This window comes from Vibrio coralliilyticus ATCC BAA-450 (genome assembly GCF_000176135.1).
GTDB lineage: Bacteria > Pseudomonadota > Gammaproteobacteria > Enterobacterales > Vibrionaceae > Vibrio > Vibrio coralliilyticus.
The window spans coordinates 1,014,594-1,039,416 of sequence record NZ_ACZN01000018.1 but is presented as its reverse complement, the minus strand read 5'-3'; the positions used below and the strand labels follow the sequence as shown (position 1 = coordinate 1,039,416).

24 protein-coding genes, 1 tRNA gene and 1 riboswitch are annotated in these 24,823 nt (G+C 46.3%); of the genes, 21 read left to right on the top strand and 4 right to left on the bottom strand.

The genetic code is table 11. The features are described from left to right. Window positions 1–3 precede the first annotated feature (3 nt). The 8 genes from fliF (at window position 4) to VIC_RS26480 (ending at window position 8,198) form a co-directional block, all read left to right on the top strand. Window positions 4–1,752, top strand: coding sequence for a flagellar basal-body MS-ring/collar protein FliF (gene fliF / locus VIC_RS24160; protein WP_039952585.1), 1,749 nt, complete (start codon window positions 4–6; stop codon window positions 1,750–1,752). Further along, the gene (locus VIC_RS24155) at window positions 1,715–2,734 is read left to right on the top strand and encodes a flagellar motor switch protein FliG (RefSeq protein ID WP_019275543.1); all 1,020 of its coding nucleotides are present in this window, start codon (window positions 1,715–1,717) and stop codon (window positions 2,732–2,734) included. The genes fliF and VIC_RS24155 overlap by 38 nt, the downstream gene beginning before the upstream one ends. A 3-nt stretch (window positions 2,735–2,737) precedes the next feature. Next, window positions 2,738–3,487, top strand: a complete 750-nt coding sequence (gene fliH / locus VIC_RS24150) for a flagellar assembly protein FliH (protein WP_006963026.1) — start codon at window positions 2,738–2,740, stop codon at window positions 3,485–3,487. Continuing rightward, the gene (locus tag VIC_RS24145) at window positions 3,480–4,826 is read left to right on the top strand and encodes a FliI/YscN family ATPase (RefSeq protein ID WP_006963025.1); all 1,347 of its coding nucleotides are present in this window, start codon (window positions 3,480–3,482) and stop codon (window positions 4,824–4,826) included. Before fliH ends, VIC_RS24145 begins: the two co-directional genes overlap by 8 nt. 10 nt (window positions 4,827–4,836) lie before the next feature. Further along, the gene (locus VIC_RS24140) at window positions 4,837–5,277 is read left to right on the top strand and encodes a flagellar export protein FliJ (RefSeq protein WP_006963024.1); all 441 of its coding nucleotides are present in this window, start codon (window positions 4,837–4,839) and stop codon (window positions 5,275–5,277) included. 76 nt (window positions 5,278–5,353) lie between these two features. After that, on the top strand, window positions 5,354–6,724 hold the full coding sequence (locus VIC_RS24135; protein ID WP_039952584.1) for a response regulator: 1,371 nt from the start codon (window positions 5,354–5,356) through the stop codon (window positions 6,722–6,724). 179 nt (window positions 6,725–6,903) lie between these two features. After that, a complete protein-coding gene (locus VIC_RS24130) occupies window positions 6,904–7,872 on the top strand; it encodes a M23 family metallopeptidase (RefSeq protein ID WP_006963022.1) in 969 nt (322 codons plus the stop codon). Continuing rightward, window positions 7,758–8,198, top strand: coding sequence for a bactofilin family protein (locus tag VIC_RS26480; protein WP_129542192.1), 441 nt, complete (start codon window positions 7,758–7,760; stop codon window positions 8,196–8,198). The genes VIC_RS24130 and VIC_RS26480 overlap by 115 nt, the downstream gene beginning before the upstream one ends. Window positions 8,199–8,275: 77 nt before the next feature. On the opposite strand, the gene VIC_RS24125 is transcribed toward VIC_RS26480, so the two are convergent. Continuing rightward, window positions 8,276–8,869 carry an outer membrane beta-barrel protein gene (locus VIC_RS24125; RefSeq protein WP_006963020.1) on the bottom strand — a complete coding sequence of 198 codons (594 nt, stop codon included), beginning with the start codon at window positions 8,867–8,869 and terminating at the stop codon, window positions 8,276–8,278. 398 nt (window positions 8,870–9,267) lie between these two features. Beyond that, window positions 9,268–9,343 (bottom strand) — tRNA-Asn (locus VIC_RS24120). 550 nt (window positions 9,344–9,893) lie between these two features. Between VIC_RS24120 and uvrB the strand changes: the two genes are divergently transcribed. The 3 genes from uvrB to luxU all read left to right on the top strand — a co-directional run bounded on the left by uvrB (window position 9,894) and on the right by luxU (window position 13,930). Beyond that, a complete protein-coding gene (gene uvrB / locus VIC_RS24115; RefSeq protein WP_006963019.1) occupies window positions 9,894–11,924 on the top strand; it encodes an excinuclease ABC subunit UvrB in 2,031 nt (676 codons plus the stop codon). A 263-nt stretch (window positions 11,925–12,187) separates the two neighbouring features. Next, entirely contained in the window at window positions 12,188–13,582 is a 1,395-nt protein-coding gene (gene luxO / locus VIC_RS24110; RefSeq protein ID WP_019275536.1) for a quorum-sensing sigma-54 dependent transcriptional regulator LuxO, read from the top strand. A 3-nt stretch (window positions 13,583–13,585) separates the two neighbouring features. Beyond that, the gene (gene luxU, locus VIC_RS24105; protein ID WP_029236080.1) at window positions 13,586–13,930 is read left to right on the top strand and encodes a quorum-sensing phosphorelay protein LuxU; all 345 of its coding nucleotides are present in this window, start codon (window positions 13,586–13,588) and stop codon (window positions 13,928–13,930) included. Here the strand turns inward: luxU and VIC_RS24100 are convergent. Beyond that, the gene (locus VIC_RS24100; RefSeq protein ID WP_006963016.1) at window positions 13,916–14,803 is read right to left on the bottom strand and encodes a YvcK family protein; all 888 of its coding nucleotides are present in this window, start codon (window positions 14,801–14,803) and stop codon (window positions 13,916–13,918) included. The genes luxU and VIC_RS24100 overlap by 15 nt on opposite strands. Window positions 14,804–14,982: 179 nt before the next feature. Then, a riboswitch (molybdenum cofactor riboswitch) is annotated at window positions 14,983–15,120 on the top strand. Here VIC_RS24100 and moaA point away from each other — a divergent pair. From moaA to moaE, 5 genes are all read left to right on the top strand, one after another. After that, window positions 15,109–16,098: a GTP 3',8-cyclase MoaA gene (gene moaA / locus VIC_RS24095; RefSeq protein ID WP_006963015.1), complete on the top strand. Its 990-nt coding sequence runs from the start codon at window positions 15,109–15,111 to the stop codon at window positions 16,096–16,098. It overlaps the preceding riboswitch by 12 nt. 89 nt (window positions 16,099–16,187) lie before the next feature. Continuing rightward, the gene (gene moaB / locus VIC_RS24090; RefSeq protein ID WP_006963014.1) at window positions 16,188–16,700 is read left to right on the top strand and encodes a molybdenum cofactor biosynthesis protein B; all 513 of its coding nucleotides are present in this window, start codon (window positions 16,188–16,190) and stop codon (window positions 16,698–16,700) included. A gap of 12 nt (window positions 16,701–16,712) precedes the next feature. Next, window positions 16,713–17,192, top strand: a complete 480-nt coding sequence (gene moaC, locus VIC_RS24085; protein ID WP_006963013.1) for a cyclic pyranopterin monophosphate synthase MoaC — start codon at window positions 16,713–16,715, stop codon at window positions 17,190–17,192. After that, complete coding sequence (moaD, locus tag VIC_RS24080) at window positions 17,189–17,434, top strand: molybdopterin synthase sulfur carrier subunit (protein WP_006963012.1); 246 nt, start codon at window positions 17,189–17,191, stop codon at window positions 17,432–17,434. The genes moaC and moaD overlap by 4 nt, the downstream gene beginning before the upstream one ends. Beyond that, on the top strand, window positions 17,434–17,889 hold the full coding sequence (gene moaE, locus VIC_RS24075; protein ID WP_006963011.1) for a molybdopterin synthase catalytic subunit MoaE: 456 nt from the start codon (window positions 17,434–17,436) through the stop codon (window positions 17,887–17,889). Before moaD ends, moaE begins: the two co-directional genes overlap by 1 nt. A 43-nt stretch (window positions 17,890–17,932) precedes the next feature. On the opposite strand, the gene VIC_RS24070 is transcribed toward moaE, so the two are convergent. Further along, complete coding sequence (locus tag VIC_RS24070) at window positions 17,933–18,886, bottom strand: GGDEF domain-containing protein (protein ID WP_006963010.1); 954 nt, start codon at window positions 18,884–18,886, stop codon at window positions 17,933–17,935. Window positions 18,887–18,971: 85 nt separating this feature from the next. Here VIC_RS24070 and nrtS point away from each other — a divergent pair, with 85 nt between their 5' ends. The 5 genes from nrtS to udp all read left to right on the top strand — a co-directional run bounded on the left by nrtS (window position 18,972) and on the right by udp (window position 24,649). Beyond that, complete coding sequence (gene nrtS, locus VIC_RS24065; protein ID WP_006963009.1) at window positions 18,972–19,181, top strand: nitrate/nitrite transporter NrtS; 210 nt, start codon at window positions 18,972–18,974, stop codon at window positions 19,179–19,181. 114 nt (window positions 19,182–19,295) lie between these two features. Then, complete coding sequence (locus VIC_RS24060) at window positions 19,296–19,712, top strand: CBS domain-containing protein (protein WP_006963008.1); 417 nt, start codon at window positions 19,296–19,298, stop codon at window positions 19,710–19,712. Between the two features lie 79 nt (window positions 19,713–19,791). Beyond that, window positions 19,792–21,258, top strand: a complete 1,467-nt coding sequence (locus VIC_RS24055; RefSeq protein ID WP_006963007.1) for an MATE family efflux transporter — start codon at window positions 19,792–19,794, stop codon at window positions 21,256–21,258. Window positions 21,259–21,315: 57 nt separating this feature from the next. Further along, window positions 21,316–23,622: a zinc/cadmium/mercury/lead-transporting ATPase gene (locus tag VIC_RS24050; protein WP_006963006.1), complete on the top strand. Its 2,307-nt coding sequence runs from the start codon at window positions 21,316–21,318 to the stop codon at window positions 23,620–23,622. 268 nt (window positions 23,623–23,890) lie between these two features. Continuing rightward, window positions 23,891–24,649, top strand: coding sequence for a uridine phosphorylase (gene udp / locus VIC_RS24045; protein WP_006963005.1), 759 nt, complete (start codon window positions 23,891–23,893; stop codon window positions 24,647–24,649). Window positions 24,650–24,823: the final 174 nt, after the last annotated feature.

The window sequence follows — 24,823 nt, the reverse complement described above, 5'->3', positions numbered from 1 at the left end:
CCCATGTCAGACTTAACTACCCAAGTTGCAGGTGGCGGAACATTTAGCGCTGCCACCACACAAACTTCCTCCTCGCGAGGAATGGAAGATTTCACTCATAAATTGAAGCAGCTGTGGTCAAACAGTCAGAGAAATCTGGTTTTGTCTGCTGTTTTGGCCGCGATTGTGGCTGCGATCATTGTGGTGGCTCTTTGGAGCTCAACACAGAGCTACCGACCGCTTTACAGTCAGCAAGAAAGATTTGATACCGGTGAAATTGTCTCTGTCCTTGAATCTGAAGGCATAAATTACCGACTTCAAGAGCAAAATGGCCAAGTACTAGTGCCAGAGGGTGAAGTCGCCAGAATCCGCATGTTGCTGGCGGCAAAGGGAGTGAAAGCCAAACTGCCAACAGGTTTAGATTCACTCAAAGAAGACAGTTCTCTTGGAACCAGTCAGTTTATGGAAACCGCACGCTATCGTCATGGTTTGGAAGGTGAACTGATACGTACCATTATCTCTCTCAATGCGGTTTCTAATGCCCGAGTTCACCTAGCCATACCGCGTCAAACACTGTTTGTTCGACAAAACAGCGAAGCGCCTTCAGCATCGGTCATGCTTGAACTCAAACCTGGTGAAGATCTGAAACCGGAACAGGTCGAAGCGATTATTAATCTGATTGTCGGCAGCGTGACTGGGATGAAGCCAGAACAAGTGTCGGTGATTGATCAGTATGGTCGTTTACTCAGTGCTGATGTCGCCTCAGCGGAAGCGGGTAAGGTCAATGCCAAGTATCTTGAATATCAGAAGAACGTTGAGAAACAAATTATTCAGCGCGCTTCCGACATGCTGACACCGATTGTCGGGCCGAGTAACTTCCGCGTACAGGTAGCGGCAGATCTGGATTTTAGTCAGGTAGAAGAAACTCAGGAAATTCTTGATAACACACCAATTGTTCGTAATGAGCACACCATCTCCAACAACTCAATTGATCAGATTGCGTTAGGTGTTCCGGGAACCTTGAGCAATCAGCCTCCAGTAACTGGTGAAGTGCCAACACAAGACAGTCAGAACACCAATGCTCGCTCTGAAGTAAATCGTCAGTACGCTGTGGGCAGCAGTGTACGCCGCACACATTATCAACAGGGCCAGATTGAAAAGCTCAGCGTTTCTGTCTTGCTCAATGAGGCCGCAGCGCCAAATGGTACAGCTTGGACTGCGGACGAAAAAGCTCAGATTTCTACTATGGTCACTGACGCTGTGGGTATTGCAGCTGACCGTGGTGACAGCCTCAGTTTGATGAGTTTTAGCTTTACACCGCTCGCGATTGAGGCACCACCGACCATTCCTTGGTGGCAGGATCCAACGATTCAGCAGCCGATGCGTTACGTGATAGGCGGCATGCTGGGTATGGCGATGATTTTCTTCGTGCTGCGCCCACTTATCATGCATCTGACGGGTGCAGACATGCGCTCTCAAGAATTGGAGTTCGCCGAACCTCAGGAAGAGCCTATTTTCGACAATCTGCAAACGCGTGAAGAACGTGAACGTGAAGAAGCACTGAATCGCAAGTTATCTGAAAAAGGCATTGCCGCTTCCTCTGGTCTGGACGTGGGGAATGACATGTTACCGCCAGCCGGATCGCCACTAGAGATTCAGTTGAAACACTTGCAGTTAATTGCTAACGAAGAACCTGAACGAGTCGCCGAAGTACTAAAACAATGGGTAAATGTGAATGAACACAGCAGAGTCAAAGCAGAAAGCAACGCTTAGTCACGTAGAGCAAACCGCTCTGGTTCTTCTCGGCATGGGTGAAGACGCCGCTGCCAAAGTGCTGCGTAACTTCACTCGAGATGAAACCCAGCGTGTGACAAAAGCCATGGCGAAATTGAGTGGGATAAAAAGTGATAGTGCCAACGGCGTTATCCAGCACTTCTTTGAAGACTTTCGTCAACACAGTGGCATCCGTGGAGCGTCAAAAGAGTATCTATCGAACACACTGCGTAAAGCGCTGGGTAATGACTTAGCCAAAGGGCTTCTCAACAACCTATATGGTGATGAGATTCGGAATAATATGCAGCGCTTACAGTGGGTCGAAGCTGAGGTTTTAGCTCGATTCATATCTAATGAGCACCCGCAGATGCAGGCGATTTTTCTTGCCTATCTGCCACCGGAAAGCTCGTCAACAGTGCTCAAGCATTTACCTGAAGACTACCATGATGAACTCCTGTATCGGATTGCTCAGCTTCAGGATATTGACCATCAGGTTGCGAGCGATCTGAATGACCTGATTGAACGCTGTATTGAACAAGTATCGGTCAGTCAGAGTGCGCCGCTCTCTGGAGTTAAACAAGTGGCGGACATCATCAACCGATTTGAAGGTGACCGTGGTTCACTGATGGAAATGCTCAAGTTGCACGATGAAGAAGTGGTGAGTGAAATTGAGCAAAACATGTTCGACTTCATGGTTCTAGGTCGACAGAGAGAAGAAACAATGGATCGCTTGGTTCAGCAAGTTCCACTCGAACTTTGGGGTGTGGCTCTGAAAGGTGCAGAGATTCTTCTTCAGCAAACCATTAAGAGTGCAATGCCACAGCGCATGGTCAAAGCTCTGGAAGACGACATGGAAATTCGCGGTGCGGTACCACTAAGTCGAGTGGAGCGCGCGAGACAAGAAATCATGCAGATCGTACGTGAGCTGGATGAGGCGGGTGAAATCGAACTCGTGCTTTATGATGAACCTACAGTGGAGTAAAGCATGTCACTAGTGAAATCCAATTTACTGCAAGTTCCAGCATCAGGTTATCGCATTCATCGCTTTCCACCACTGGCGCAGCCCATGGCAAGTGATGATGAATTTGCCATCGATGATTCCTGGCAGGAATCCCAGATAGACCTGCAACAAAAGCTTGAAGAAGGGTTCCAGACAGGCCTCGAACAGGGACATGAAGAAGGCCTCCGTCAAGGGTTGAGCCAGGGGAAACAGCAAGGCTTACTGGAAGGCCAGAAAGAAGGTTTCCAGAAAGGCTTCGTATCGGGTGAACAGTCCGGTAAGCAGACATTTCTTGAAGCGACTAAGCCAGTAAATGAGCTTTATCAAACCTTGTCACGTTGGCAGGCTGAGCGTGAGCAACAGCAGCGACACATTATTTGCGAACTGGTACAAAAGGTCGCACAACAGGTGATTCGAGCAGAGCTGACTTTGATGCCACAACAAATCCTAGCGCTCGTTGATGAAACACTCGAAGCGATGCCCGGAAAAACAGAGAAAGTAACCGTTCACCTTAACCCTCAGGATCTTGACCGCATCACTCAAATCAATGCGGAATTACCTAAAGAATGGAAGCTGGTCGCCAATCCAGAACTGCCGACAGGCGGGTGTCATTTGGTGACCGATGATGCTGAGGCGGACGCCAGCTGTGACTCGCGCTTACAAGCTTGCATGGACAACGTCAAAGAGCACTTGCTCGAAGAAGTGACACCGGTGGTTGAAGCTGACAATGAGTAATACGCTCGCATTTGATCTTCTGTCTGAACGAACCAGTGAAGCCATTGCTTCGCTGGATTCCATTCCCGTGGCTAGAGTCACAGGGCGACTGGTAAAAGTCACAGGGCTGATGCTGCAAGCGGTAGGGTGTCGCTTTAAGCTTGAGCAGCGTTGCCTAGTTGAGACGGCGGAAGGTGACATGATTGAAGCACAAGTTGTGGGCTTTGATCATACCATCGCTTATCTGATGCCAATTCGTCGTCTTGGCGGATTATTTGCGGGAGCGAAAGTGATTCCATTGGATGGAGACAGCACAGTTCAGCTCAGCGAAAACTGGATGGGACGCGTGGTGAATGGGCTAGGTGAAGCCCTTGATGATGGGCCTGTCTTGCAAGGAGGTGATCGCGTTTCACTTGAGCCTAAACCAATCAACCCTCTAAAGCGTAGACCCGTTGATTCACCGCTCAATGTTGGGGTACGAGCGATCAATGGCCTGCTTACGGTAGGTAAAGGTCAGCGTATTGGGTTAATGGCGGGCAGTGGCGTAGGGAAAAGTGTTTTGATGGGAATGATTACCCAAAACACGGAAGCGGATGTCATTGTTGTAGGCCTGATTGGTGAACGTGGTCGTGAAGTCCGTGAATTCATTGAGTCTAACTTGACTCCAGAAGCGCGTGACAAAGCGATTATCATTGCTGCGCCAGCAGACGAATCGCCGCTGATGCGTCTTAGAGCCATGTTGTTATGCCATCGAGTTGCAGAGTATTTTCGCGATAAGGGTAAAGATGTCTTGCTAATGGTGGACTCTCTGACTCGTTATGCGATGGCGCAGCGAGAAATTGCCCTCTCTCTGGGTGAACCACCCGCCACCCGAGGCTATCCACCATCGGTATTTAATGCCTTGCCGCAGTTACTTGAACGTGCCGGAAACAGTGAAAACCCCAATGGTAGCCTGACTGCCATCTATACCATTCTTGCCGCAGGTGATGATCAGCAAGATCCAGTGGTTGATTCTGCGCGTGCCATTCTTGATGGTCATGTCGTTTTATCTCGTAAACTGGCAGAACAAGGACATTATCCGGCGATTGATGTTAATGCTTCGGTGAGCCGCTGTATGACGGCTTGCTCACAACCTGCCCACCTGACCTTGGCCAATGAATTTCGCAAGACTTATTCGAATTACCTTCAAGTTAAAGACCTACTACCACTGGGAGGTTACCAACCAGGACAAGATCCAGAACTGGATCGTTCGGTGGCTTTGTATCCACAGCTGACGGCATACCTTCAGCAAGCGGCAGACTGCTCTGTGGATTTTCCTCAAAGCCTGACAGAACTGGCGCAGCTCTTTCAATCAAATTAGGAATTAACGTATGGAAGCGAAATTGCGTGCTGTGGAGAAGTTTCAGAAAATTCAGCAAAAGCATCGAGATAGAATGTCTGCGCAGTTGGAATCGCTTCGCCAACAGCACACAGTAGCTCAGCAGCGTTTACAACAACTGATGGAATTGAAGCGCCAGACGCAACCACGATCGAGTCATGTTATGGCTTTACATCGAGAGGCATTGCTCAATCGTAGCCGTGTGGATCAGATGCTTCATAAGCTGATTGTCCATCAGGAACATGAGCAGGAGGTGATGCAAGCGCAATGCACGTCGTTGCAAAAACAGCTTGAAAATAAGCACCTCAGAGTCAAAGGTCTGGAAAATACTCTCGAACGTTGGAAGGAAGAGCACAATTCTGACATTCGACACAAGGAAGAGCTCGCGTTAGAAGAGATTATCAATAGCCGATTCGCGCAAAAAGCTCAATAATTCGTCACCCGCAAGGCTTTGCGTCACCTTAAACTGCATCAAGCCTGATTTACCTAAGGAGGAGAGAAAGGTTGGTATGCTTAAGTTAAGAGATGCAAATGTCCTTATCATCAAAGAATTTCCGAATAAAAACATTAGCATATCTAGTCTTATGCTCTCTTTGGGAATCAAGCAACATAAGATTATTCATCTGAATTCTCCACATGAAGCGCTTAATCGGACGTTCCATGGCCGGTTTGATATTCTGATTTGTGATCAGAGCTTTCGCAAAAATACAGTTAAGTCACAGGATCTGATTCTTGAGTTGAGAAAGTCGAAGACTATAGATGAGCGCTCGACAATCATTATGGATTGCGCGGATAGCAGTATACGTGACAGCTCATATTACTTTGGTGATGTCCACCTCAAGCCGGAAGATAATCAGCGGGATATCAGTGTTCTTATCCGCAAGGTGTTTGAGAAGAAGAATAAGGTTTGGCCTCTGCTTCAGCGCAACGATATTGAGTGTGCTGACGAGATGGAAAAACGCTATCAATTCTTTGAGCAGCACTACTTTGAATATCAATATGATTTCAAACTCAATCGTGCTCACCACCACTTGGTAAAACGTGAGCTTAAACAAGCCACGGAGTTATATGGTGCTTTGATAAAAGAGGCGGGTAAGCGAGATTATTCTCTAGAGATCAGCCTGTTTCTCAATGCACTGGTATTAAATGCCCAGTCAGACGACGCGCTGGAGCTTTACAACAAGTTCAATTCTGCCAAGTTTCAGCTCGGTCAGCCATTTGACGAGATAGGGACGTTGCTGATGCTGCAAAATGGCAGCATACAGGATGCTTATCGCCTGTTGACTCGTTCGGGCTCACGTTGGGGGCTTAGTTTGGCTCATCAGACATCGCTGGCTTTGATGAGCATTGCAGCCAGTCGATATGATGATGCTCTGGTTCACTTCTCCTCTGGTCTTAACACCGCCAAACTGATCAATCGAGACGTTGCCCAGCACACCCTGAATTATCTGTTCGCATTGCTAATGCTTTGGATGCGAAGTGAAGAGGGGAGTGGCTTGTATGAGAAGAAATTTGATCAGGTTGTTAAAGAAATGTCTCGTCACAAGCTCACGGAAAGTGAGAGTCAGCATCTGGCATTAATTCAGCTTCATGCTGAATTCCTCACGGGGGCACGACAAAGTGCGGAGTCTGTGCTGGATAGCTTTACCCGTAAGCTCGACAAAGTGAGCTGTGTGGCGAAAATCCATGCGCTATTTCTTTCTACAGGTTTGTCTAACAAGGACAACCTTACCCTCATTTTTGACAACCTTCTTCATCACGACAGTGTATTTATGTTTGAACCACTTCCTCCTGTCTGTGCTGCGTTGGTTAAGCGCATTGATTTTAAGCAGTTTGCAAGTGACATGAAGCGTTTTAATCGCGAGAAAGTTGCTGAGTAGTTGTGACTCTGTATTCAGGGCCAAAATAGCCTAAGCGACCTGTTTTGAACCGCAATTAAATCCAATTTTTATCTCTGGGATAAGGTTTCCGAATTGGAAACCTGACTCTTCTCGCGTCATTTTGCCCTGATAGAATTCCTCTCACTTTAATGATTGTAAGAGTGTGTCATTGAGAAAGTATGGAATCTAATCACTTAACCGTTATGGTCACTGGCATTGAGGGAACGCGCTTTTTTAATCTATCGTTCCGGGCTATTACAGGGATTAAGTACTCGCTGTTATTTATTGCTGTGATGTTCTTTACCTTGCTCGGACTTTTGTCGATTCTAGCGGGCGATGCTTCTGATTCCGAACGGGAAAAAAGTGAACTGTTGAGTAAAGCCTATTCTCTCGAAAAAGAGTTAATACGCTCACACGAATTTCAGAGTGACTTAGAAAGCCACCTGACGAGAAAGAAGCAAGATCTCGCTTACGTGACGGACAAACTGCGTGATATTGAGTCTGCGCTGGAGCTTTCCAACGAGTCTTTAGACTTAAGAGATAGAGTTGATAGCGCGGCGCTCAGTACTGCGGTTCGTCATCAGATGATGCAACTGATACCCAATGGACGGCCAGTTAAAGCAGGTTATCTTTCTTCCCATTACGGTCGCAGGGTGCACCCAGTCACTAAAATGAAAGCCATGCATCATGGTATTGACTACGCCGTTAATGCCGGAACTCCAATTTACGCCCCGGCTGATGGCATTATTGAAGTGGCGAGAAAAAGTAATAAAGGCTCAGGCAATTTCTTAAAACTGGCGCACTCATTCGGTTTTACTTCTTCTTACTCTCACCTGAGTGCATTCAAGGTGAAGCGTGGAGATTACGTTAAGAAAGGTGATTTGATTGGTCTGTCGGGTAACTCTGGGTTATCGACTGGGTATCACCTGCATTATGAGGTTCGTTTGGTGGGGCGCTCTCTGGATCCATTGCCTTTCACCAAATGGGAAATGAATAACTTTGACTCGATTTTCGAATCGAATAAGGACGTAAAATGGGATTACTTGGTAAACAGAATCGAGAATCAAATAGCCACTGCTCTCAAACTGTCATCGCGGAAGGAGGCTATATTGAAGGACAACTCAAGCTTACTTGTAACATCCAGATAGATGGTCAAATAAAGGGCAGCATTGAAACCGATCGTAGTGTCACCATTAGTGCAACCGGATCTGTTGACGGTTCGATTCGTGCTGAACGCCTGATTATCAATGGCCGCTTCCTTGGCAAGGTTTACACCAAAAGCTTAGAGATTCTTGAACACGGCTACCTTGAGGGGGAAGTGTCTGCTACAGAATTTACCATTCAGAAAGGCGGCGTCTTTCTAGGCAACTCAAAGAATGTCTCCACAGAGGAAGTAGTTAATCTAGACGCTGCGAAAAAGACATCTAAGCCAAAGGCAAAAACAGAACAAGGTAAAGTCGAGCAGTGCGCTTAACGAGCATAACAGATTCGCGCGCCAATGATATCTCCCGATGGATCGGGAGATATTTGGACAGTTTATTTGGGCTGAATTTAAAAGTGATATTGGATATTCGTCATCAAGAAAACTTCGTCACCTAGTTTTGATGTTGTTTTAGTGTTCCCTTCTTCATTAGTTAGTTCTGTAGTGTGGTACAGGTAACTGACTTCTGTACCAACACTCCATTGCTCAAATTGGTACTTTAGTCCTGTTTGTGCTCCCAGCACTACTCCATCCAGTTCGTGTGTATCGTAGCTCGCATTGAACATTTCGTAGCCCAGCTTGCCACCTAAGGTCCAGGAAAGTTTCTCCGTGATTGGCACAAGATAGTCGTACCTTGTATAGAGAGTGCCGACTTCAAGGTCGCTATCTGAGTTGTTTTCTTCACTCGTACCACGATAGTCATAACCTAGACTTAGTTGGTGAGCATTATTGAAGATAACACCACCACGCAAACCAAACACCGCGGAGGATGACATATCTTGGTCTTGATTGACGCCATTGGTTTCCACTTCGATTGTACCGCTAATGCGGGCACCTGCATCAAGGCCAATGAAATACTCATAGTTCTCTGAAGCATTGGCATTGAATGCTGTTGTCGCCATCAAGACACCGAAAGTAACCAGTTTTAAGGATTTGTTTTGCATAGTGTGTTTCCTACATTTAACGCTAGCGATTGGCTAACTCTTTTGTTGTTTTCGCTTTCACATCACGATGAAAGTGGCGGTTAAGGTAGAGATACAAACGACAAAAGCGAAAGGAAATGCACGGAATAGTACGGAATAAAGCTAAATTGTTTTTTATTTATAATTGTTGAGAAATTACTTAATGACGAACCCCGTTGTTTATTGGGCTTTTAAACGGTAAGAGAGTGCAAAAATGAAGGGAGCTGTTTGAGCGAATTATGTGATTACCTTGCGTTTAAGATTTGAGGCTAGGTATGCAGGGAAGGCCTAGTAAATCAAAGGAGAGGAAGCACCGCTGTATAGAGTTAAGGGCTGCTGAAACGAAAAAAGACGTCCGAAGACGTCTTTTTTCTTGAATTTGGCTCCCCCTGCGGGACTCGAACCTGCGACATACGGATTAACAGTCCGCCGTTCTACCAACTGAACTAAGGGGGAATTGCGTTTAAGCGCTGCGAATATTATCGGTGAGACGAAACGCTGTCAACCTCAAAATCGCCTGAATGGTCTAAATTTTTTGTTAAAAAGTGCTTTACTTTTTTGTAGCCCTTGATGTGCCTAAGCTAGATTTACTTATCCACCAAAATTGTGGATAACTATGTTGATGAATCTTGAGCAATGAATAAACTGAGCAATAATAGGTGTTTAGCTCTAAAAATAATCAAAAAAGATCATTAGCTAACTTGTTGTATATTAAAGCATCAGGTGAAGGTTAGATCTGTTCTTATGATTTTTAGGATTTTTTGATCAATGTGGACAAGTTGAGATTTTAACTAGAAATGTGAATAAGCTGTGTGAGAATTTTGGGAGATTATTAAGATGGTTCCCGAGTAGGGCGAGAGATAATAGCAGGATTGAATATTGGGATCTAGCGCTAACAGGACAAAATTTCTAAAACAGAGAGTTATTTTTTCTCTAGCTATTGTTTCTGTATATTTATACAGTCAAAATAGACCGAATTTATTCTTCGTGTGCGGGTGAGGTGCAAATGAGCAAAGTTTTTGATTTGGTTTCGGATTACCAACCGTCAGGTGACCAGCCAACAGCGATTAACCAGTTATTGGAGGGGTTGGATTCAGGTCTCGCTCATCAAACTTTACTGGGGGTTACTGGCTCAGGTAAAACTTTTACCCTTGCCAATGTGATAGCACAGGCTCAGCGCCCTGCGATTCTACTCGCACCGAATAAAACTCTGGCTGCACAGCTTTATGGTGAGATGAAATCATTTTTCCCTAATAACGCTGTCGAGTACTTCGTCTCTTACTACGACTATTACCAGCCTGAAGCCTACGTACCGACGACCGATACATTTATAGAGAAAGATGCCTCTGTAAACGCCCACATTGAACAAATGCGCCTGTCCGCGACCAAAGCCTTACTTGAACGCAAAGATGCCATTATTGTGGCTTCTGTTTCCGCAATTTACGGTCTGGGTGATCCTCAGTCTTATCTGCAAATGATGTTGCACGTACGCCGCGGGGATGTAATGGATCAGCGAGATATTTTGCGCCGTCTGGCTGAATTGCAATACAGCCGCAACGATGTGGCATTTGAGCGAGGACAGTTCCGTGTTCGTGGTGAAGTGATCGATGTTTTCCCTGCGGAATCCGATCAAGATGCAGTACGTATTGAAATGTTTGATGATGAAATCGACTGTATCAGTATCTTCGACCCACTGACGGGTGTGGTCAAGCAGCGCGATTTACCTCGTTTTACCATCTATCCGAAAACGCACTATGTTACGCCAAGAGATAAGATCTTGGATGCGATTGAAAATATTAAGGTTGAACTGGAAAGTCGCAAAAAGCATTTGTTGGATAACAACAAGTTACTTGAAGAGCAACGTATTTCTCAGCGGACTCAATTTGATATTGAAATGATGACAGAGCTTGGCTTCTGCTCTGGTATCGAAAACTACTCTCGCTACCTCAGTGGTCGTAGTGAAGGCGAGCCGCCACCGACCCTATTTGATTACTTGCCCCATGATGGTTTGTTAGTGATCGACGAATCTCACGTAACCGTGCCGCAAATTGGCGCTATGTTCAAAGGTGACCGTTCACGTAAAGAAACGCTGGTGGAATTTGGCTTCCGTTTGCCTTCTGCTTTGGATAACCGGCCGCTCAAATTCGAAGAGTTTGAATCTCTCGCACCACAAACCATTTTTGTATCCGCAACGCCAGGTAACTACGAGCTAGAGAAATCAGATGGAGAGGTGGCTGATCAGGTCGTTCGTCCAACAGGTCTGCTTGACCCTGAATTGGAAGTTCGTCCAGTGGCGACTCAGGTGGATGATCTGCTGTCCGAAATCCGTATTCGATCTGCTAAGGACGAACGTGTGTTGGTCACCACGCTAACAAAACGTATGGCAGAAGATTTAACTGAGTACCTGACGGAACATGACGTACGTGTTCGTTATCTCCACTCTGATATCGACACGGTCGAACGTGTGGAAATTATTCGAGATCTGAGACTGGGTGAATTTGACGTTTTGGTCGGGATCAACTTGCTGCGAGAAGGTTTGGATATGCCGGAAGTGTCGTTGGTCGCTATTCTGGACGCTGACAAAGAAGGTTTCCTACGTTCCGAGCGTTCGCTGATTCAGACTATTGGTCGTGCGGCACGTAATATTAGCGGTAAAGCTATTCTTTATGCCGATAGTGTAACGAAATCTATGCACAAGGCGATGGGAGAAACCAACCGTCGTAGAGAGAAACAACAAGCCTATAATGATAAGATGGGCATCGAGCCGCAGGCACTGAAACGTAATATTAAAGATATTATGGAACTTGGCGATATTGCTAAGAGCAAAAAACAACGAACTAATAAGCAGGTTCCGTTGTCCAAGGTCGCAGAGCCGTCCCAGTCTTACAATGTGATGACACCGCAACAGCTTGAAAAAGAGATTAGCAAGTTGGAAGCACAGATGTATCAGCATGCTCAAGATCTGGAGTTTGAAGCGGCGGCTGAGAAACGAGATCAAATTGAAAAATTGCGTCAGCAGTTCATTGTGAATAGCTGATTTCGTGTTATGGCCTCCGACTGACAGATAAAAAAATAGCCAGTAGAAATAAATTCTATTGGCTGTAATTTGTGAATACTAAGTTCACTAACAACGTCAGTTGGCTAGGTGACCCATAAGGGTCAATGTTATAACAGCATTTAACGTGCCAATTTTTTTACGCCAATTTTAGGGCGTTTCTCGTTTTTTAAGCATTAAATTTGCAAAATGCAAAGCGCAATGCAATCATTTATACAAATTGCGAAGAAAAATTCGGCTAGGTTATGCAACACAATACGCAAACACAAAAGTCCAAATATCTTTTGATGGTTGAAGATACTGCGTCGGTCGCGGCGTTGTACCGTTCTTATCTCACCCCTTTGGGTATCGATATCAACATCGTTGGTACCGGGCGTGATGCCATTGAAAGCCTCAACTTTCGCACTCCTGATTTAATCCTATTGGACCTTCGTCTTCCCGACATGACAGGTATGGATGTTTTGCATGCAGTGAAACAGAAAATGCCTGATGTTCCAGTGATATTCATGACTGCCCACGGCTCGATTGATACCGCTGTAGAAGCGATGCGCCATGGTGCTCAGGATTTCCTTATCAAGCCGTGTGAAGCGGACCGACTCCGTGTCACGGTTAACAACGCTATTCGCAAAGCGACCAAGTTGAAAAATGAAGCTGATAATCCGGGTAACCAGAATTATCAAGGCTTTATCGGTAGTAGCCACACTATGCAGGCTGTGTATCGTACCATCGACTCCGCCGCATCCAGTAAAGCCAGTATTTTCATCACTGGTGAAAGTGGTACGGGTAAAGAGGTGTGTGCAGAGGCCATTCATGCGGCAAGTAAGCGTGGTGACAAGCCCTTCATCGCGATCAACTGTGCGGCTATTCCAAAAGATCTGATTGAAAGTGAATTGTTTGGTCATGTGAAAGGCGCGTTTACCGGCGCTGCCACTGATCGACAAGGCGCGGCTGAGTTGGCTGATGGAGGCACGCTGTTCCTTGACGAACTGTGTGAGATGGATCTGGATCTGCAAACTAAGCTACTACGTTTTATTCAGACGGGTACCTTCCAGAAAGTCGGCTCTTCGAAAATGAAAAGCGTCGACGTGCGTTTCGTCTGTGCAACCAACCGAGACCCTTGGAAAGAGGTGCAGGAAGGTCGCTTCCGTGAAGACTTATATTATCGTTTATACGTAATTCCTTTGCACCTACCTCCTTTGAGGGAGCGTGGCGATGATGTCATAGAAATTGCTTATTCTCTGCTAGGCTTTATGTCTAAAGAGGAAGGAAAAGACTTTGTCCGGCTGGCACCAGAAGTTGTGAGCCGCTTCGCTCAATACGAGTGGCCGGGTAATGTTCGTCAATTGCAAAACGTACTGAGAAACGTCGTGGTTCTTAACAACGGTGAAAACATCTCCATGGATATGTTGCCGCCTCCATTGAATCAGCCAGTCGAAAATCAGATCAGGGTAGACTTGCAGGACAAAGACAGTTTTTCTGTGCATGACATTTTCCCTCTGTGGTTAACAGAGAAGAAAGCCATTGAGCAAGCGATTCAGGCCTGTGAAGGGAATATTCCTAAAGCCGCGGGCTATTTAGATGTCAGTCCATCAACGCTTTATCGCAAGCTGCAAAACTGGAACACGAAGGAAACACAGTAATCGATCATGGAAGTGTTAAATCAAACTAAAATAGACCGACTGGCAAGTGAAATTGGTGCTGATAATGTACCGATTTTGCTTGATATCTTTCTTGGGGAACTAGCGCAGTACATCGAAAAGCTCAGTACCGACGAAGGACTGGATAAAGATGCTTATCTCAAAGAAATTAGTCATGCTCTGAAAAGCAGTGCTGCAAGTTTTGGGGCTGAATCTCTATGTGCGTATGCGGTGGAAGTGGACGCGAAAGCTAAATCAGGTCAGACGCTCGATATCTCAGCGACACAGCAACAGATGGTTGCGCTGCTGAGTGAAACCCAACAGCGCTATAAAGCGTTACTCGCACAATAACGACTCAACGGCAGACTGCAATTTGCTTCTGTCGTGGCGCCAGTCTCGATTTGGTGAAGCGAGAGGTGTTGTTATGCAATTCCAATCGCTTAATTCAGGGTGAGGTTCTTCACCCAAAACCACATCAATTTTTCTACCGCGGCAGGCACGCTCGCACCATTCCAGTTTTTCTTTCAGAGTCATCTTACCCGCAGGGCCGTATTCAGGAGATAGGTTTTCAACGAAGACAAGCTGAGCCTTTTGGTTGTTTTCGATTGCTCGGCCAATTTCAGATAACAGCAATGGTGGCATAATACTGGTTAGAAAACTGCCCGGACCAAGAATGATCGCATCCGCTTGTTCTATCGCAAGTACACCCTCACTGGTTGCAGGAACTTCAGGCTCCAAGTCGAGACGAACCAGTTTTTCAGGCATTTCATCGACACTGGTTTCTCCTGTTACCCACTGACCGTTAGGAGCAAGCGCTTTAAGGTCAGCAGGGTGTTCTGTCATTGGGATGATATTCACATCGACTTTAAGCATGTTGCGGATAAGGTTGATGGCATCCAAAGGTCGAACTGACAGGTTATCGAGGCCAGTCAGCATTAAGTTACCTAAGTTGTGACCATCCAATTCGCCAGACCCTTTGAAGCGATATTCAAACATCATCGAACTGATTGAGGGTTCGGTAATTAACTGGTTGATGCAGTTGCGGGTGTCACCCCAAGCGATACCGCCCTGACAATTACGTATCCTACCAGTTGAGCCGCCATTATCTGTAGTGGCAACAATGCCTGTCGCATTCTCACCAAAGTCTTTCAAAGCCGCCAGCATGCGTCCAAGGCCGTGACCACCACCAACGGCGACCACTTTTTTCGTGCAGTACAGAGTCATTAATTTTGTTCTTATTTGATCATATTCATCTACAATCTAGAATAATCGAACCGCTAAAAGTACTCAATACGGGGTATTTTGGGCGTTGGGTGTGATTTTTTTATCTTGAGGGTAGAAACACGCACAATTATTAAGTATTTTATCGTCAGCTACTGTTGTTAAGCATTGGTCTTAATAGGCAGTTGCCATAACTCCGAGCTCATCAGGCTAAGTTCATAGTGAATAAGCGTGCTGAGCCAGTGACAAATTGTCACAAGGGCATAATTGGAAATGATTATCGCCTCCCGTGTTTGGAAAGGTGTTCCGTGGCGCAACAATTCGAAGATAGATTTCAACGCAAGTTTTATTACTTGCGTCTCTCCGTTACAGATGTCTGTAACTTTAAATGCACATATTGTCTGCCTGATGGTTATAAACCTTCGGGACAGAAAAACTCGTCTTTTTTAACGCTTCCTGAGATAAAACGTGTGGTCAGAGCATTTGCTGACTGTGGTACGTCGAAAGTTCGTATCACAGGAGGTGAACCGAGCTTGCGTAAAGACTTCACTGATATCATTCATACTGTGGCCGAAACTGAAGGTATCAATAAGGTGGCTACGACCACCAATGGTTACCGAATGGAGAAGCAGGTTGCTGACTGGAAGCAGGCTGGACTGACACATATTAACGTTAGCGTTGATAGCCTCGATCCTCGCATGTTTTATCAGATCACTGGTGAAAACAAATTTACCGAAGTGATGGCTGGTATCGACCGAGCCTTTGAAGTCGGCTATGAGCAGGTCAAGGTGAACGTGGTATTGATGAAAGACCTCAATTCTCATGAGTTGCCAGCGTTTCTAAACTGGATCAAAGGCCGCCCAATTCAGCTGCGTTTTATTGAACTGATGCAAACTGGTGAGATGGATCAGCTCTTCCACAATCATCATGTTTCAGGTGTAGCGATTCGTAATCAGCTGATTGCCAATGGTTGGCTACTTAAAGCGCGTGCAAACAACGATGGGCCTGCTCAGGTGTTTATTCATCCTGACTATCAAGGCGAAATCGGTCTGATTATGCCTTATGAGAAAGACTTTTGTGAGAGCTGTAACCGCTTACGTGTATCGGCCAAAGGCAAATTGCACCTGTGTCTGTTTGGTGAACATGGTGTTGAGCTGCGTGATTTATTACAGCAAGACTCGCAAGAAAATGCGTTAATTCAGCGTATTCAGGAGCAGTTACAGACTAAATCAGTGAGCCACTTCCTCCACGATGGTAATGCGGGCATGACGCCGCATCTGGCGTCGATTGGCGGCTAAACGCTGATACTCAATTCTCAAATCATATTATGTTGGGCTAAGCCTCAGCTTGGCGCAATCTGAACAAATCGAAATAGGTAGGTGAACAAATGGGTCACGCAGAAAGTAAATTTCAACCAGCAAACATTGCCGTGTTAACCGTCTCTGACACACGTACAGAAGAAAATGATACTTCTGGCGCGTATCTGGTTGAGAACGCAAAAGAAGCGGGTCACAACGTTGTGGACAAGCAGATCGTGATTGACGATATGTACAAAATCCGTGCAATTGTTTCTCAGTGGATTGCGGATGAAAGCGTGCAAGCTGTGATGATTACCGGTGGTACGGGCTTTACCTCTCGCGATAGCACACCTGAAGCACTTAAGCCTTTGTTTGACAAAGAAGTAGAAGGTTTTGGTGAGCTGTTCCGTCAGGTGTCATACGAAGAAATTGGTACGTCGACCATTCAATCACGCGCGATTGCGGGCTTTGCGAACCATACTGTCATCTTTGCAATGCCGGGTTCGACAGGTGCTTGTCGTACTGGTTGGACAAAAATCATTAAGCAGCAGTTGGATGCCAGCCATCGCCCTTGTAACTTCATGCCACACCTTTCTGTATAAGCAGGTAGCACTATGAGTCAGTTCACTCACATTAATGCCTCCGGTGAAGCCAATATGGTCGACGTATCGGCAAAAAATGACACTGTGCGTGAAGCGCGAGCTGAAGCTTTTGTTCATATGGCACCGGAAACCTTGCAGTTGATTGTTTCGGGTCAACATCATAAAGGGGACGTGTTTGCGACCGCTCGTATTGCAGGTATTCAGGCAGCGAAGAAAACTTGGGATCTGATCCCGCTTTGCCATCCGCTTCTTCTTTCAAAAGTTGAAGTTCAGTTGGAAGCGATTGAATCTGAAAACATGGTTCGTATTGAGTCTGTGTGCAAACTTGCAGGTAAGACCGGGGTTGAGATGGAAGCCCTAACTGCGGCGTCAGTGGCTGCGTTAACCATCTACGACATGTGTAAAGCGGTGCAGAAAGACATGGTGATTGGTCAGGTTCGTCTGCTGGAGAAAACCGGCGGCAAGTCAGGTCATTTTAAGGTGGATGCATGATTAAAGTACTGTTCTTTGCTCAGACCCGTGAATTGGTTGATACCGATGAACTTGAACTAGAAGCTCGTTTTGAGACCGTTGAAGCACTACGCGCAGACCTTGCTACCCGTGAAGGTAAATGGGACTTAGCGCTGGAACCTGGTAAATTACTGGCAGCGGTTAACCAGTCCATTGTGGCTTTTGAGCATCCTTTGAACGATGGCGATGAAGTGGCTTTCTTCCCTCCTGTGACAGGAGGTTAATGATGGAACGTGTGTCTGTTCAGTTCGAAGATTTCTCTGTTGGCGCTGAGTACGAAGCTCTCGCACAGGGCACAGCCTCTGGCGCCGTCGTTACATTTGTTGGCAAAGTACGAGACATGAACCTTGGCGACAATGTTACAGGGCTCTCTCTGGAGCATTATCCGGGGATGACAGAAAAAGCACTTGGCGAGATTTGTCAGCAGGCTGAGCAGCGATGGCCTTTGCTTGATGTTCGTGTCATTCATCGTGTCGGTGATTTGGATATTGGCGATCAAATCGTATTTGTTGGTGTATCTAGTGCGCACCGCGGTGCGGCGTTTGAAGCTTGTGAATTCATCATGGATTATCTAAAGACCAAAGCACCATTCTGGAAAAAAGAACGCACTACGGAAGAGACTCGCTGGGTTGAATCCCGAGAGTCGGATGCGAAAGCTGCTGAACGTTGGAAATCATAAAGAAACAGGCCCTTCTTGATGACGGGCCTGTTTTGTATTTGATTTACATTTTGTGGATGGTGCCTCGTTGGTGTTTTTTGGCAAAGAACAAGGCTTTGTCTGCAATTCCCACAAACTTTTCTGCGGTCATATCTGCGGGGATTGGATCGCAATGACGAATCCCAACGGTAATTGTCAGGTATTGCGAAACGTGTGATGTCCTATGCTCTAGCGCGAGTTGCGCGATCGCATCAAGTAGGTCTTGTGCGTGCTGAATACACATATGTTCCGATATGCCGGGAACAAACACCAGAAACTCATCGCCGCCATAACGAAAGCATAGATCGTTGTTGTGCGCCCACTGTTTGATTGCACTACCGACCGCTTTTAATGCTTCATCTCCTTTGATGTGCCCATAGTGATCATTGAACTCTTTAAAGCAATCGATATCGATCATAAACACGGCTGCTCCCATGCCCTTTAATCTTGCCAGCTCAATAGAATCCGGTAATAAAGCATCCATGGCATAGCGGTTATAAACTTGGGTCAAGTGCTCAATTAAGGTCAGCCGCTCGAGCTCATTTTGCTGCTCTGCCAGTTTATTGAGAGCGCGTTGATATTCAGAGATGTTGCGTACGGTCCAAAGCACATACTCCGTATTGGGTAAAGGGATTACCAGAGCGCTAAAGTATTGGATCTCTGCTGGTCCCTGGATGCCTTCAAAGCAAGTGAGGTCTTTGGGATCAAGTGAGTAGCTGAGCTCAGCGGGTTTTTGATTATCGATAACATCGACAATCACTTGACTGAACCACACTGCTTTGTCTGCAGGTAGCACCTGATATTGATTGAGACCGATCAGTGATGCTGGGTTGTGATGGCGTTTGGTGTCTGTGCCACCCCAAGCCTCAACATAGATACCGGATTTATTGATCAGAAAGGTAGGCTCAGGCAGTGATTCAAAAACAGCATGCATCAGGTCTGGGTTTCTAGCGACTGCCGCTGAAAATGTCGAATTCACGAGCCTCATCCTTAACTGCTTTCTATCTTCTAACTATAGTTTATTCAGAGAACACAGTACTTATACAAATATAAGGCTCAATAAGATGAATGTGCAAATGACGAAAAGAGCGCTGATCATTGCAGCGGTGGTGGGCACCTTACTCAATCTGATTAATCAGTATGATGCAATTCTGGGAGAAGGTTCTGTGAATTGGGCCAAAGCGTCTTTGACCTACTGTGTGCCATTTTGCGTCTCACTGTTTAGTAGCTGGTTGGCGGCACGTGACGCTCAGGCTAACTGTCCTGGCGAGTAGTTTTGTGATAGGTAACGCCTATTGGAAAAATTGTTGTTTTCAATTTAGTAAAATCAAGAAATTAGACAACAATTACAATATGGCAAGCGTGACTTGCTCGTTAAGGAGACACAAATGGAATCATTGAAAGTAAGAGATTACATGACATTGCAAGCCGTGACGTTTAAACCTGAAATGTCACTAAGTGCTGCGCTGGAAAAAGTGATGAAGTCGAGTTATCTCGGTGGACCGGTTATTAACGAAAAAGAAGAAGTGATTGGTTTTCTTTCAGGGCATGACTTGCTAGATAAACTGGTTAAGGTCAGTTACTACTGTCAGGATACTCACATTGTGTCGGACTGCATGCATCCTGATGTTATTTCGGTTGGTCCAGATACCTCGATTATTGAGCTGGCAGATATGATGCAAGTGGGTAAACCGAAAGTGTATCCGGTGATTGATAACGGTAAACTAGTCGGCATTATTACGCGTCGAGATGTGCTCAGAGCTGTAGCGAAGAATCTGGACGATTGCTTTAAGCATCCGGTATAGTGATGTGTTACAAACTGTAAAAGAGGCGCAAATATGCGCCTCTTGTTGTTATTGATACCAGCAAAGTCCGGGGAGAAGCATGCAGAATCAGAGCGCTAAATTTGTTGAAGGTTCAACCATGCGCCATATCTTGGTGATGTCCGGCGCAGGTTCTGTTGGTTTAATGGCCCTGTTTGTTGTCGACTTACTGGATATGCTGTTTATCAGTATGTTGGGCCAAGTTGAACTGGCTGCTGCTGTCGGCTTTGCTGGCACACTGGTGTTCTTCTCTACTTCAATTTCTATTGGTACATCCATCGCAATGGGAGCATTAGTCTCTAAGGCGATAGGGGCTAAGCAGCGCGAGCATGCCAGACAACTGAGTAGCAGTATTATTGCCACCGCTTTTGTCATCAGCAGCGTGGTCAGTGCGGTCATGTTTTTCTATATTCCTGAACTGCTGCACGCGATAGGTGCTAAAGGGTACGTGGCTGAACGTGCCGAAGCTTATCTGAGAATCCTTATACCGAGTGGCCCTGTGATTGCCATTGCCATGTCCGCGGGCGCAGGCTTAAGAGCGGCAGGCGATGCGAAACGCTCAATGTGGGCTACACTGGCAGGTGGTATTGCTAACGCTATCCTCGATCCGATTTTCATCTTCGGTTTTGGCTGGAATGTGGAAGGTGCCGCGATTGCTACCGTTTTTGCCCGATTTACCGTGCTGTTTTTCTCTATCTATCCTCTGATTCGTGTTCATAACTTGGTTGCTCGCTTGTCGCTGCCAGTATGGAGTAACAATCTCAAAGCCATTCTGACTATTGCGATTCCAGCCATTATCACTAATATCGCGACCCCGATTGGCAATGCAATCGTAACAACGTCAATCGCGCAATATGGCGAAGATTTTGTTGCAGGTTATGCGGTTATCGGACGATTGATTCCTGTATGTTTTGCGGTGATATTTGCTCTGTCTGGGGCCGTTGGGCCAATCATCGGCCAAAACTTCGGAGCAGAGCGATTTGATCGTGTACGTGACACGTTAAACAACTCACTAATCGTGACCACCACCTACACGATTCTGGTTTGCTTCATTCTCTACTTCGCACAATCGTTGGTGATTTCTGGGTTCAGCTTGAAAGGTGATGCCGCCGTTATTGTCTCCGCCTTTTGCACCTATGTGGCCGTGAGCTTCATTTTTAATGGGGCGCAATTTGTCGCCAACACCTCTTTCAATAATCTTGGTAAACCGCTTTATTCGACAGCATTAAACTTAGGTAAAGCGACGTTAGGGACGTTGCCGTTTGTTTATTTAGGTTCGAGTTGGTTTGGGGCACTGGGCGTGCTGTATGGTCAAGCGCTTGGCTCGATTGTATTTGGCATCCTGGCGACCTTTGTTTTACGCATGCACTTGGCTGATTTAATGAAAGGTGAAACCACTGAGCTGGTGGAGGAAGATCCCTCGATTACCAGTATCAACTCTCAGCCGTTTTGTACTCATGATGCTGTTTTGATTGATGAAGTGGCCAGTCAGAAAGAAATTTTGCCTCAGGAAGCAAAAAATAGTTGACCTTGGAGTTGACTCCAAGGTTTATGATTAAGGTGTACATTCAATGGAGATAAGTTTATGTGCACCAAACATCAAGCATGTCGTTCAGACAAAGTGGCGGTTAATCCTTCAAATACAGGCTCTTGTGCCAGCCCAAAAATTTCAACTATTAAGATGGCAGGCGTAGAAACGGCAGATTCTGGCTGCTGCAGTTCAGACATTTGTGGTAGTGGCACTGATCCAGCCGATGAGGAAAGTGACTCCGGTCTGTCACAAGACCCTCGAATGACGCAAAGCTGGAAAATCGGTGGTATGGACTGCCCATCCTGCGCGCGAAAAATTGAAACGGCCGTTAACAAAGTTGATGGTGTTGTCGAAGCCAAAGTTCTGTTTGCGACAGAAAAGTTGGTTGTAAAAGTAGACCACTCTGGTGTGGCGCAACTGGTTGAACAAACTATTCTTGATACTGGCTTTAGCTTTGCCAGCCCCAATTCTTCTTCTAATCAAAAAACGGCTTCTGGCTGGAAACATATCTTCAAGCAAAACGCCCAGATTATTGCCATTGCATCGGCGATGGCGGTTGCGGCAGTGCTCAAACCGGCTCTTCCTCTAGTCAGCGAATGGATGTTTATCCTAACGTGTTTGGCTGGCCTGTATCCCATCGGTAAGAAAGCCATTGTATTAGCCAAGTCAGGTACGCCCTTTGCTATTGAAACTCTGATGAGTGTGGCAGCACTTGGTGCTCTTTATCTGGGGGAGACCGTCGAAGCGGCCATGGTATTACTGCTGTTTTTGATTGGTGAGCAGTTAGAGGCCTTTGCAGCTTCTCGTGCCCGAAGCGGCGTTCAAGCCTTGATGGAATTGGTGCCGGAAACCGCGACTAAAATTATTGACGGCCAGCGCGTTGAAGTCTCAGCCAGTGAGTTGCAACCTGGCGATATCATTGAGGTCTCGCCCGGAGCAAGATTGCCTGCAGATGGCAAATTGGTCGGTGAAGTAGCCAGTTTCGATGAAAGTGCACTCACCGGTGAATCCATTCCTGTCGAGCGTTACCAAAATGAATCTGTCATGGCTGGTGCCGTTGTGGTGGACAAAGTGGTGCGCTTCACCATTACCTCTAAACAAGGTGAGAATGCCATTGATCGTATTCTTCATCTAATTGAAGAAGCAGAATCACGTAAAGCGCCTCTGGAACGATTCTTAGACAAATTTAGCCGTTGGTACACGCCACTCATGATGCTGGTGTCACTGTTTGTGATTATCGTACCGCCAATGTTCTTTGCTCAGCCATGGGAAACTTGGGTATACCGCGGTCTAGCGTTGCTGTTGATTGCATGTCCTTGTGCTTTGGTGATCTCCACACCAGCAGCGATTACATCAGGGTTGGCGGCAGCAGCAAAACGTGGGGCTCTAATCAAAGGTGGAGCGGCGCTAGAGCAGCTTGGAAAGATTGAAACAATCGCCTTCGACAAGACGGGTACTTTGACCAAAGGTAAACCGGAAGTAACGGACATCATTACTCTTGGTGATGTGCAAGAGTCGGAGTTGCTTGAGAACATTGCGGCTATCGAAGTCGGCTCAAGTCATCCGCTGGCCGTCTCGCTGGTGAACAAAGCCAAATCAGCAGGTATTCACTTACCAGAAGCTTTGGACAAACAGGCATTGATAGGTAGTGGTGTTCGCGGTGTGGTGAATGGGGTTGTGTATCAGGCAATTGCACCAAGTAAGCTTGGGTTTGAGATGAGCGGTGATATCGAATCTCGTATCCAGCAGATGGAAGAGCAGGGCAAAACTGTAGTAGTAGCCGTGCAGAACGAAAACACAGTAATGGGCCTGATTGCTTGGCAAGATACCTTGCGTGAAGACTCCGCGCAAGCAGTGAAAGCGTTGAGAGGCTTAGGCATCAATTCGATTATGTTAACGGGGGATAACCCGCGCAGTGCGCAAGCGATCAGCTCAATGATCGATATTGATTTCAAAGCCAGCCTGCTGCCTCAGGATAAAGTAACCTATGTTGAGGAGCTGTCCTCCAACACTAATGTCGCTATGGTTGGTGACGGCATCAATGATGCTCCTGCGATGAAAGCATCAAGCATCGGTATTGCTATGGGGGGCGGTACGGACGTTGCTCTTGAAACCGCAGATGCTGCAATCACTCACAACCGTTTAGTGGAGCTGGCAGGTATGATTGAGCTGTCGCGTGCGACACTAAGCAATATTCGTCAGAATATCTTCTTAGCTCTGGGTCTGAAGGGAGTGTTCTTAGTGACCAGTTTATTGGGTATTACTGGCCTCTGGGTGGCAGTATTAGCAGATAGTGGGGCAACAGCGATTGTGACGTTGAATGCGCTTCGGCTATTGAAATTCAAGTCTCAGCAGGATTAGCCCATTCACAACATTTCTGGTTAAACGCTCAGCCTCTGTATCTATGGTGCAGAGGCTGTTTTTTATGCAACACAAGAAGCCGATTTGTATAAAAATGTGATGCCAACCGATTTTATGTGCAATGCTAATACTGTTTGCGCTCATCAATGTGAGTTTTATCACTCTTTGGTGGGCGTGAGTCAGATAAAGTATTCCTGTACCCAATGAAATTTATAGAACGAACAGGTTCGTGTGTTGAATCAAGTTTCGTCAAACTAAGGAGCCCCCTATGTCTCAAGCCGTATTTCACTTAGGCGTTACTGAAGCTGACCTTGCAGGTGCAACATTAGCGATTATTCCAGGTGACCCTGCGCGCGTTCAAAAGATCGCAGAAGAAATGGAGAATCCGGTATTTTTGGCAAGCCACCGCGAATACACGCTTTACCGTGCTGAACTAGACGGTAAGCCGGTTGTTGTTTGTTCTACTGGTATCGGCGGCCCTTCTACTTCAATCGCTGTTGAAGAGTTAGCGCAGCTAGGTGTTCGTACTTTCCTACGCGTGGGTACAACGGGCGCAATTCAGCCACACGTTAATGTTGGTGACATGATCGTTTCAACAGGTTCTGTTCGTCTAGATGGTGCAAGTCTTCACTTTGCTCCAATGGAATTCCCAGCAGTTGCTGATTTTGAAGTAGCTACAGCAATGAAAGCTGCTGTTGAAGAGTCTGGTGCAGATGTCCACATGGGTGTAACTGCATCTAGTGACACGTTCTACCCTGGTCAGGAACGTTACGATACTTTCTCAGGTCGTGTAGTGAAGCGTTTCCAAGGCTCTATGAAAGAGTGGCAAGATATGGGTGTGCTGAACTTTGAAATGGAGTCTGCAACACTGCTAACCATGTGTGCGAGCTCAGGCTTGAAAGCTGGCTGTGTGGCGGGTGTTATCATCAACCGTACTCAGAAAGAGATCCCGGATCATTCAACGCTAAAAGAAACTGAAGCGCGTTCAATCAAAGTTGTGGTTGAAGCTGCACGTAAGATGCTTTAATAGCAAACTTTTCCCTTTCTAAAGCCCTGCTCACTGAGCGGGGCTTTTTATTTACTCTATACACATATGCTCTCAAAAAAGCTAAAAACACGGTTTTAGCTTTTTCAGAACCAGTAAGAAACCTTCCGTTCCTATCTCAGCCTAGCTTCTTTACCTTGTGCCAGCTTTGAACGA

Excerpts from the sequence above, each read along its gene's own strand:
- uvrB (WP_006963019.1), top strand. The coding sequence starts at position 9,894 with ATGAGCAAAGTTTTTGATTTGGTTTCGGATTACCAACCGTCAGGTGAC.
- moaB (WP_006963014.1), top strand. The coding sequence starts at position 16,188 with ATGGGTCACGCAGAAAGTAAATTTCAACCAGCAAACATTGCCGTGTTA.
- VIC_RS24140 (WP_006963024.1), top strand. The coding sequence starts at position 4,837 with ATGGAAGCGAAATTGCGTGCTGTGGAGAAGTTTCAGAAAATTCAGCAA.
- VIC_RS24130 (WP_006963022.1), top strand. The coding sequence starts at position 6,904 with ATGGAATCTAATCACTTAACCGTTATGGTCACTGGCATTGAGGGAACG.
- nrtS (WP_006963009.1), top strand. The coding sequence starts at position 18,972 with ATGAATGTGCAAATGACGAAAAGAGCGCTGATCATTGCAGCGGTGGTG.
- VIC_RS24135 (WP_039952584.1), top strand. The coding sequence starts at position 5,354 with ATGCTTAAGTTAAGAGATGCAAATGTCCTTATCATCAAAGAATTTCCG.
- VIC_RS24145 (WP_006963025.1), top strand. The coding sequence starts at position 3,480 with ATGAGTAATACGCTCGCATTTGATCTTCTGTCTGAACGAACCAGTGAA.
- moaC (WP_006963013.1), top strand. The coding sequence starts at position 16,713 with ATGAGTCAGTTCACTCACATTAATGCCTCCGGTGAAGCCAATATGGTC.
- fliF (WP_039952585.1), top strand. The coding sequence starts at position 4 with ATGTCAGACTTAACTACCCAAGTTGCAGGTGGCGGAACATTTAGCGCT.
- luxO (WP_019275536.1), top strand. The coding sequence starts at position 12,188 with ATGCAACACAATACGCAAACACAAAAGTCCAAATATCTTTTGATGGTT.
- VIC_RS24100 (WP_006963016.1), bottom strand. The coding sequence starts at position 14,803 with ATGACTCTGTACTGCACGAAAAAAGTGGTCGCCGTTGGTGGTGGTCAC.
- moaE (WP_006963011.1), top strand. The coding sequence starts at position 17,434 with ATGATGGAACGTGTGTCTGTTCAGTTCGAAGATTTCTCTGTTGGCGCT.
- VIC_RS24055 (WP_006963007.1), top strand. The coding sequence starts at position 19,792 with ATGCAGAATCAGAGCGCTAAATTTGTTGAAGGTTCAACCATGCGCCAT.
- VIC_RS24050 (WP_006963006.1), top strand. The coding sequence starts at position 21,316 with ATGTGCACCAAACATCAAGCATGTCGTTCAGACAAAGTGGCGGTTAAT.
- VIC_RS24155 (WP_019275543.1), top strand. The coding sequence starts at position 1,715 with ATGAACACAGCAGAGTCAAAGCAGAAAGCAACGCTTAGTCACGTAGAG.
- fliH (WP_006963026.1), top strand. The coding sequence starts at position 2,738 with ATGTCACTAGTGAAATCCAATTTACTGCAAGTTCCAGCATCAGGTTAT.
- VIC_RS26480 (WP_129542192.1), top strand. The coding sequence starts at position 7,758 with ATGGGATTACTTGGTAAACAGAATCGAGAATCAAATAGCCACTGCTCT.
- VIC_RS24125 (WP_006963020.1), bottom strand. The coding sequence starts at position 8,869 with ATGCAAAACAAATCCTTAAAACTGGTTACTTTCGGTGTCTTGATGGCG.
- udp (WP_006963005.1), top strand. The coding sequence starts at position 23,891 with ATGTCTCAAGCCGTATTTCACTTAGGCGTTACTGAAGCTGACCTTGCA.
- moaD (WP_006963012.1), top strand. The coding sequence starts at position 17,189 with ATGATTAAAGTACTGTTCTTTGCTCAGACCCGTGAATTGGTTGATACC.
- VIC_RS24060 (WP_006963008.1), top strand. The coding sequence starts at position 19,296 with ATGGAATCATTGAAAGTAAGAGATTACATGACATTGCAAGCCGTGACG.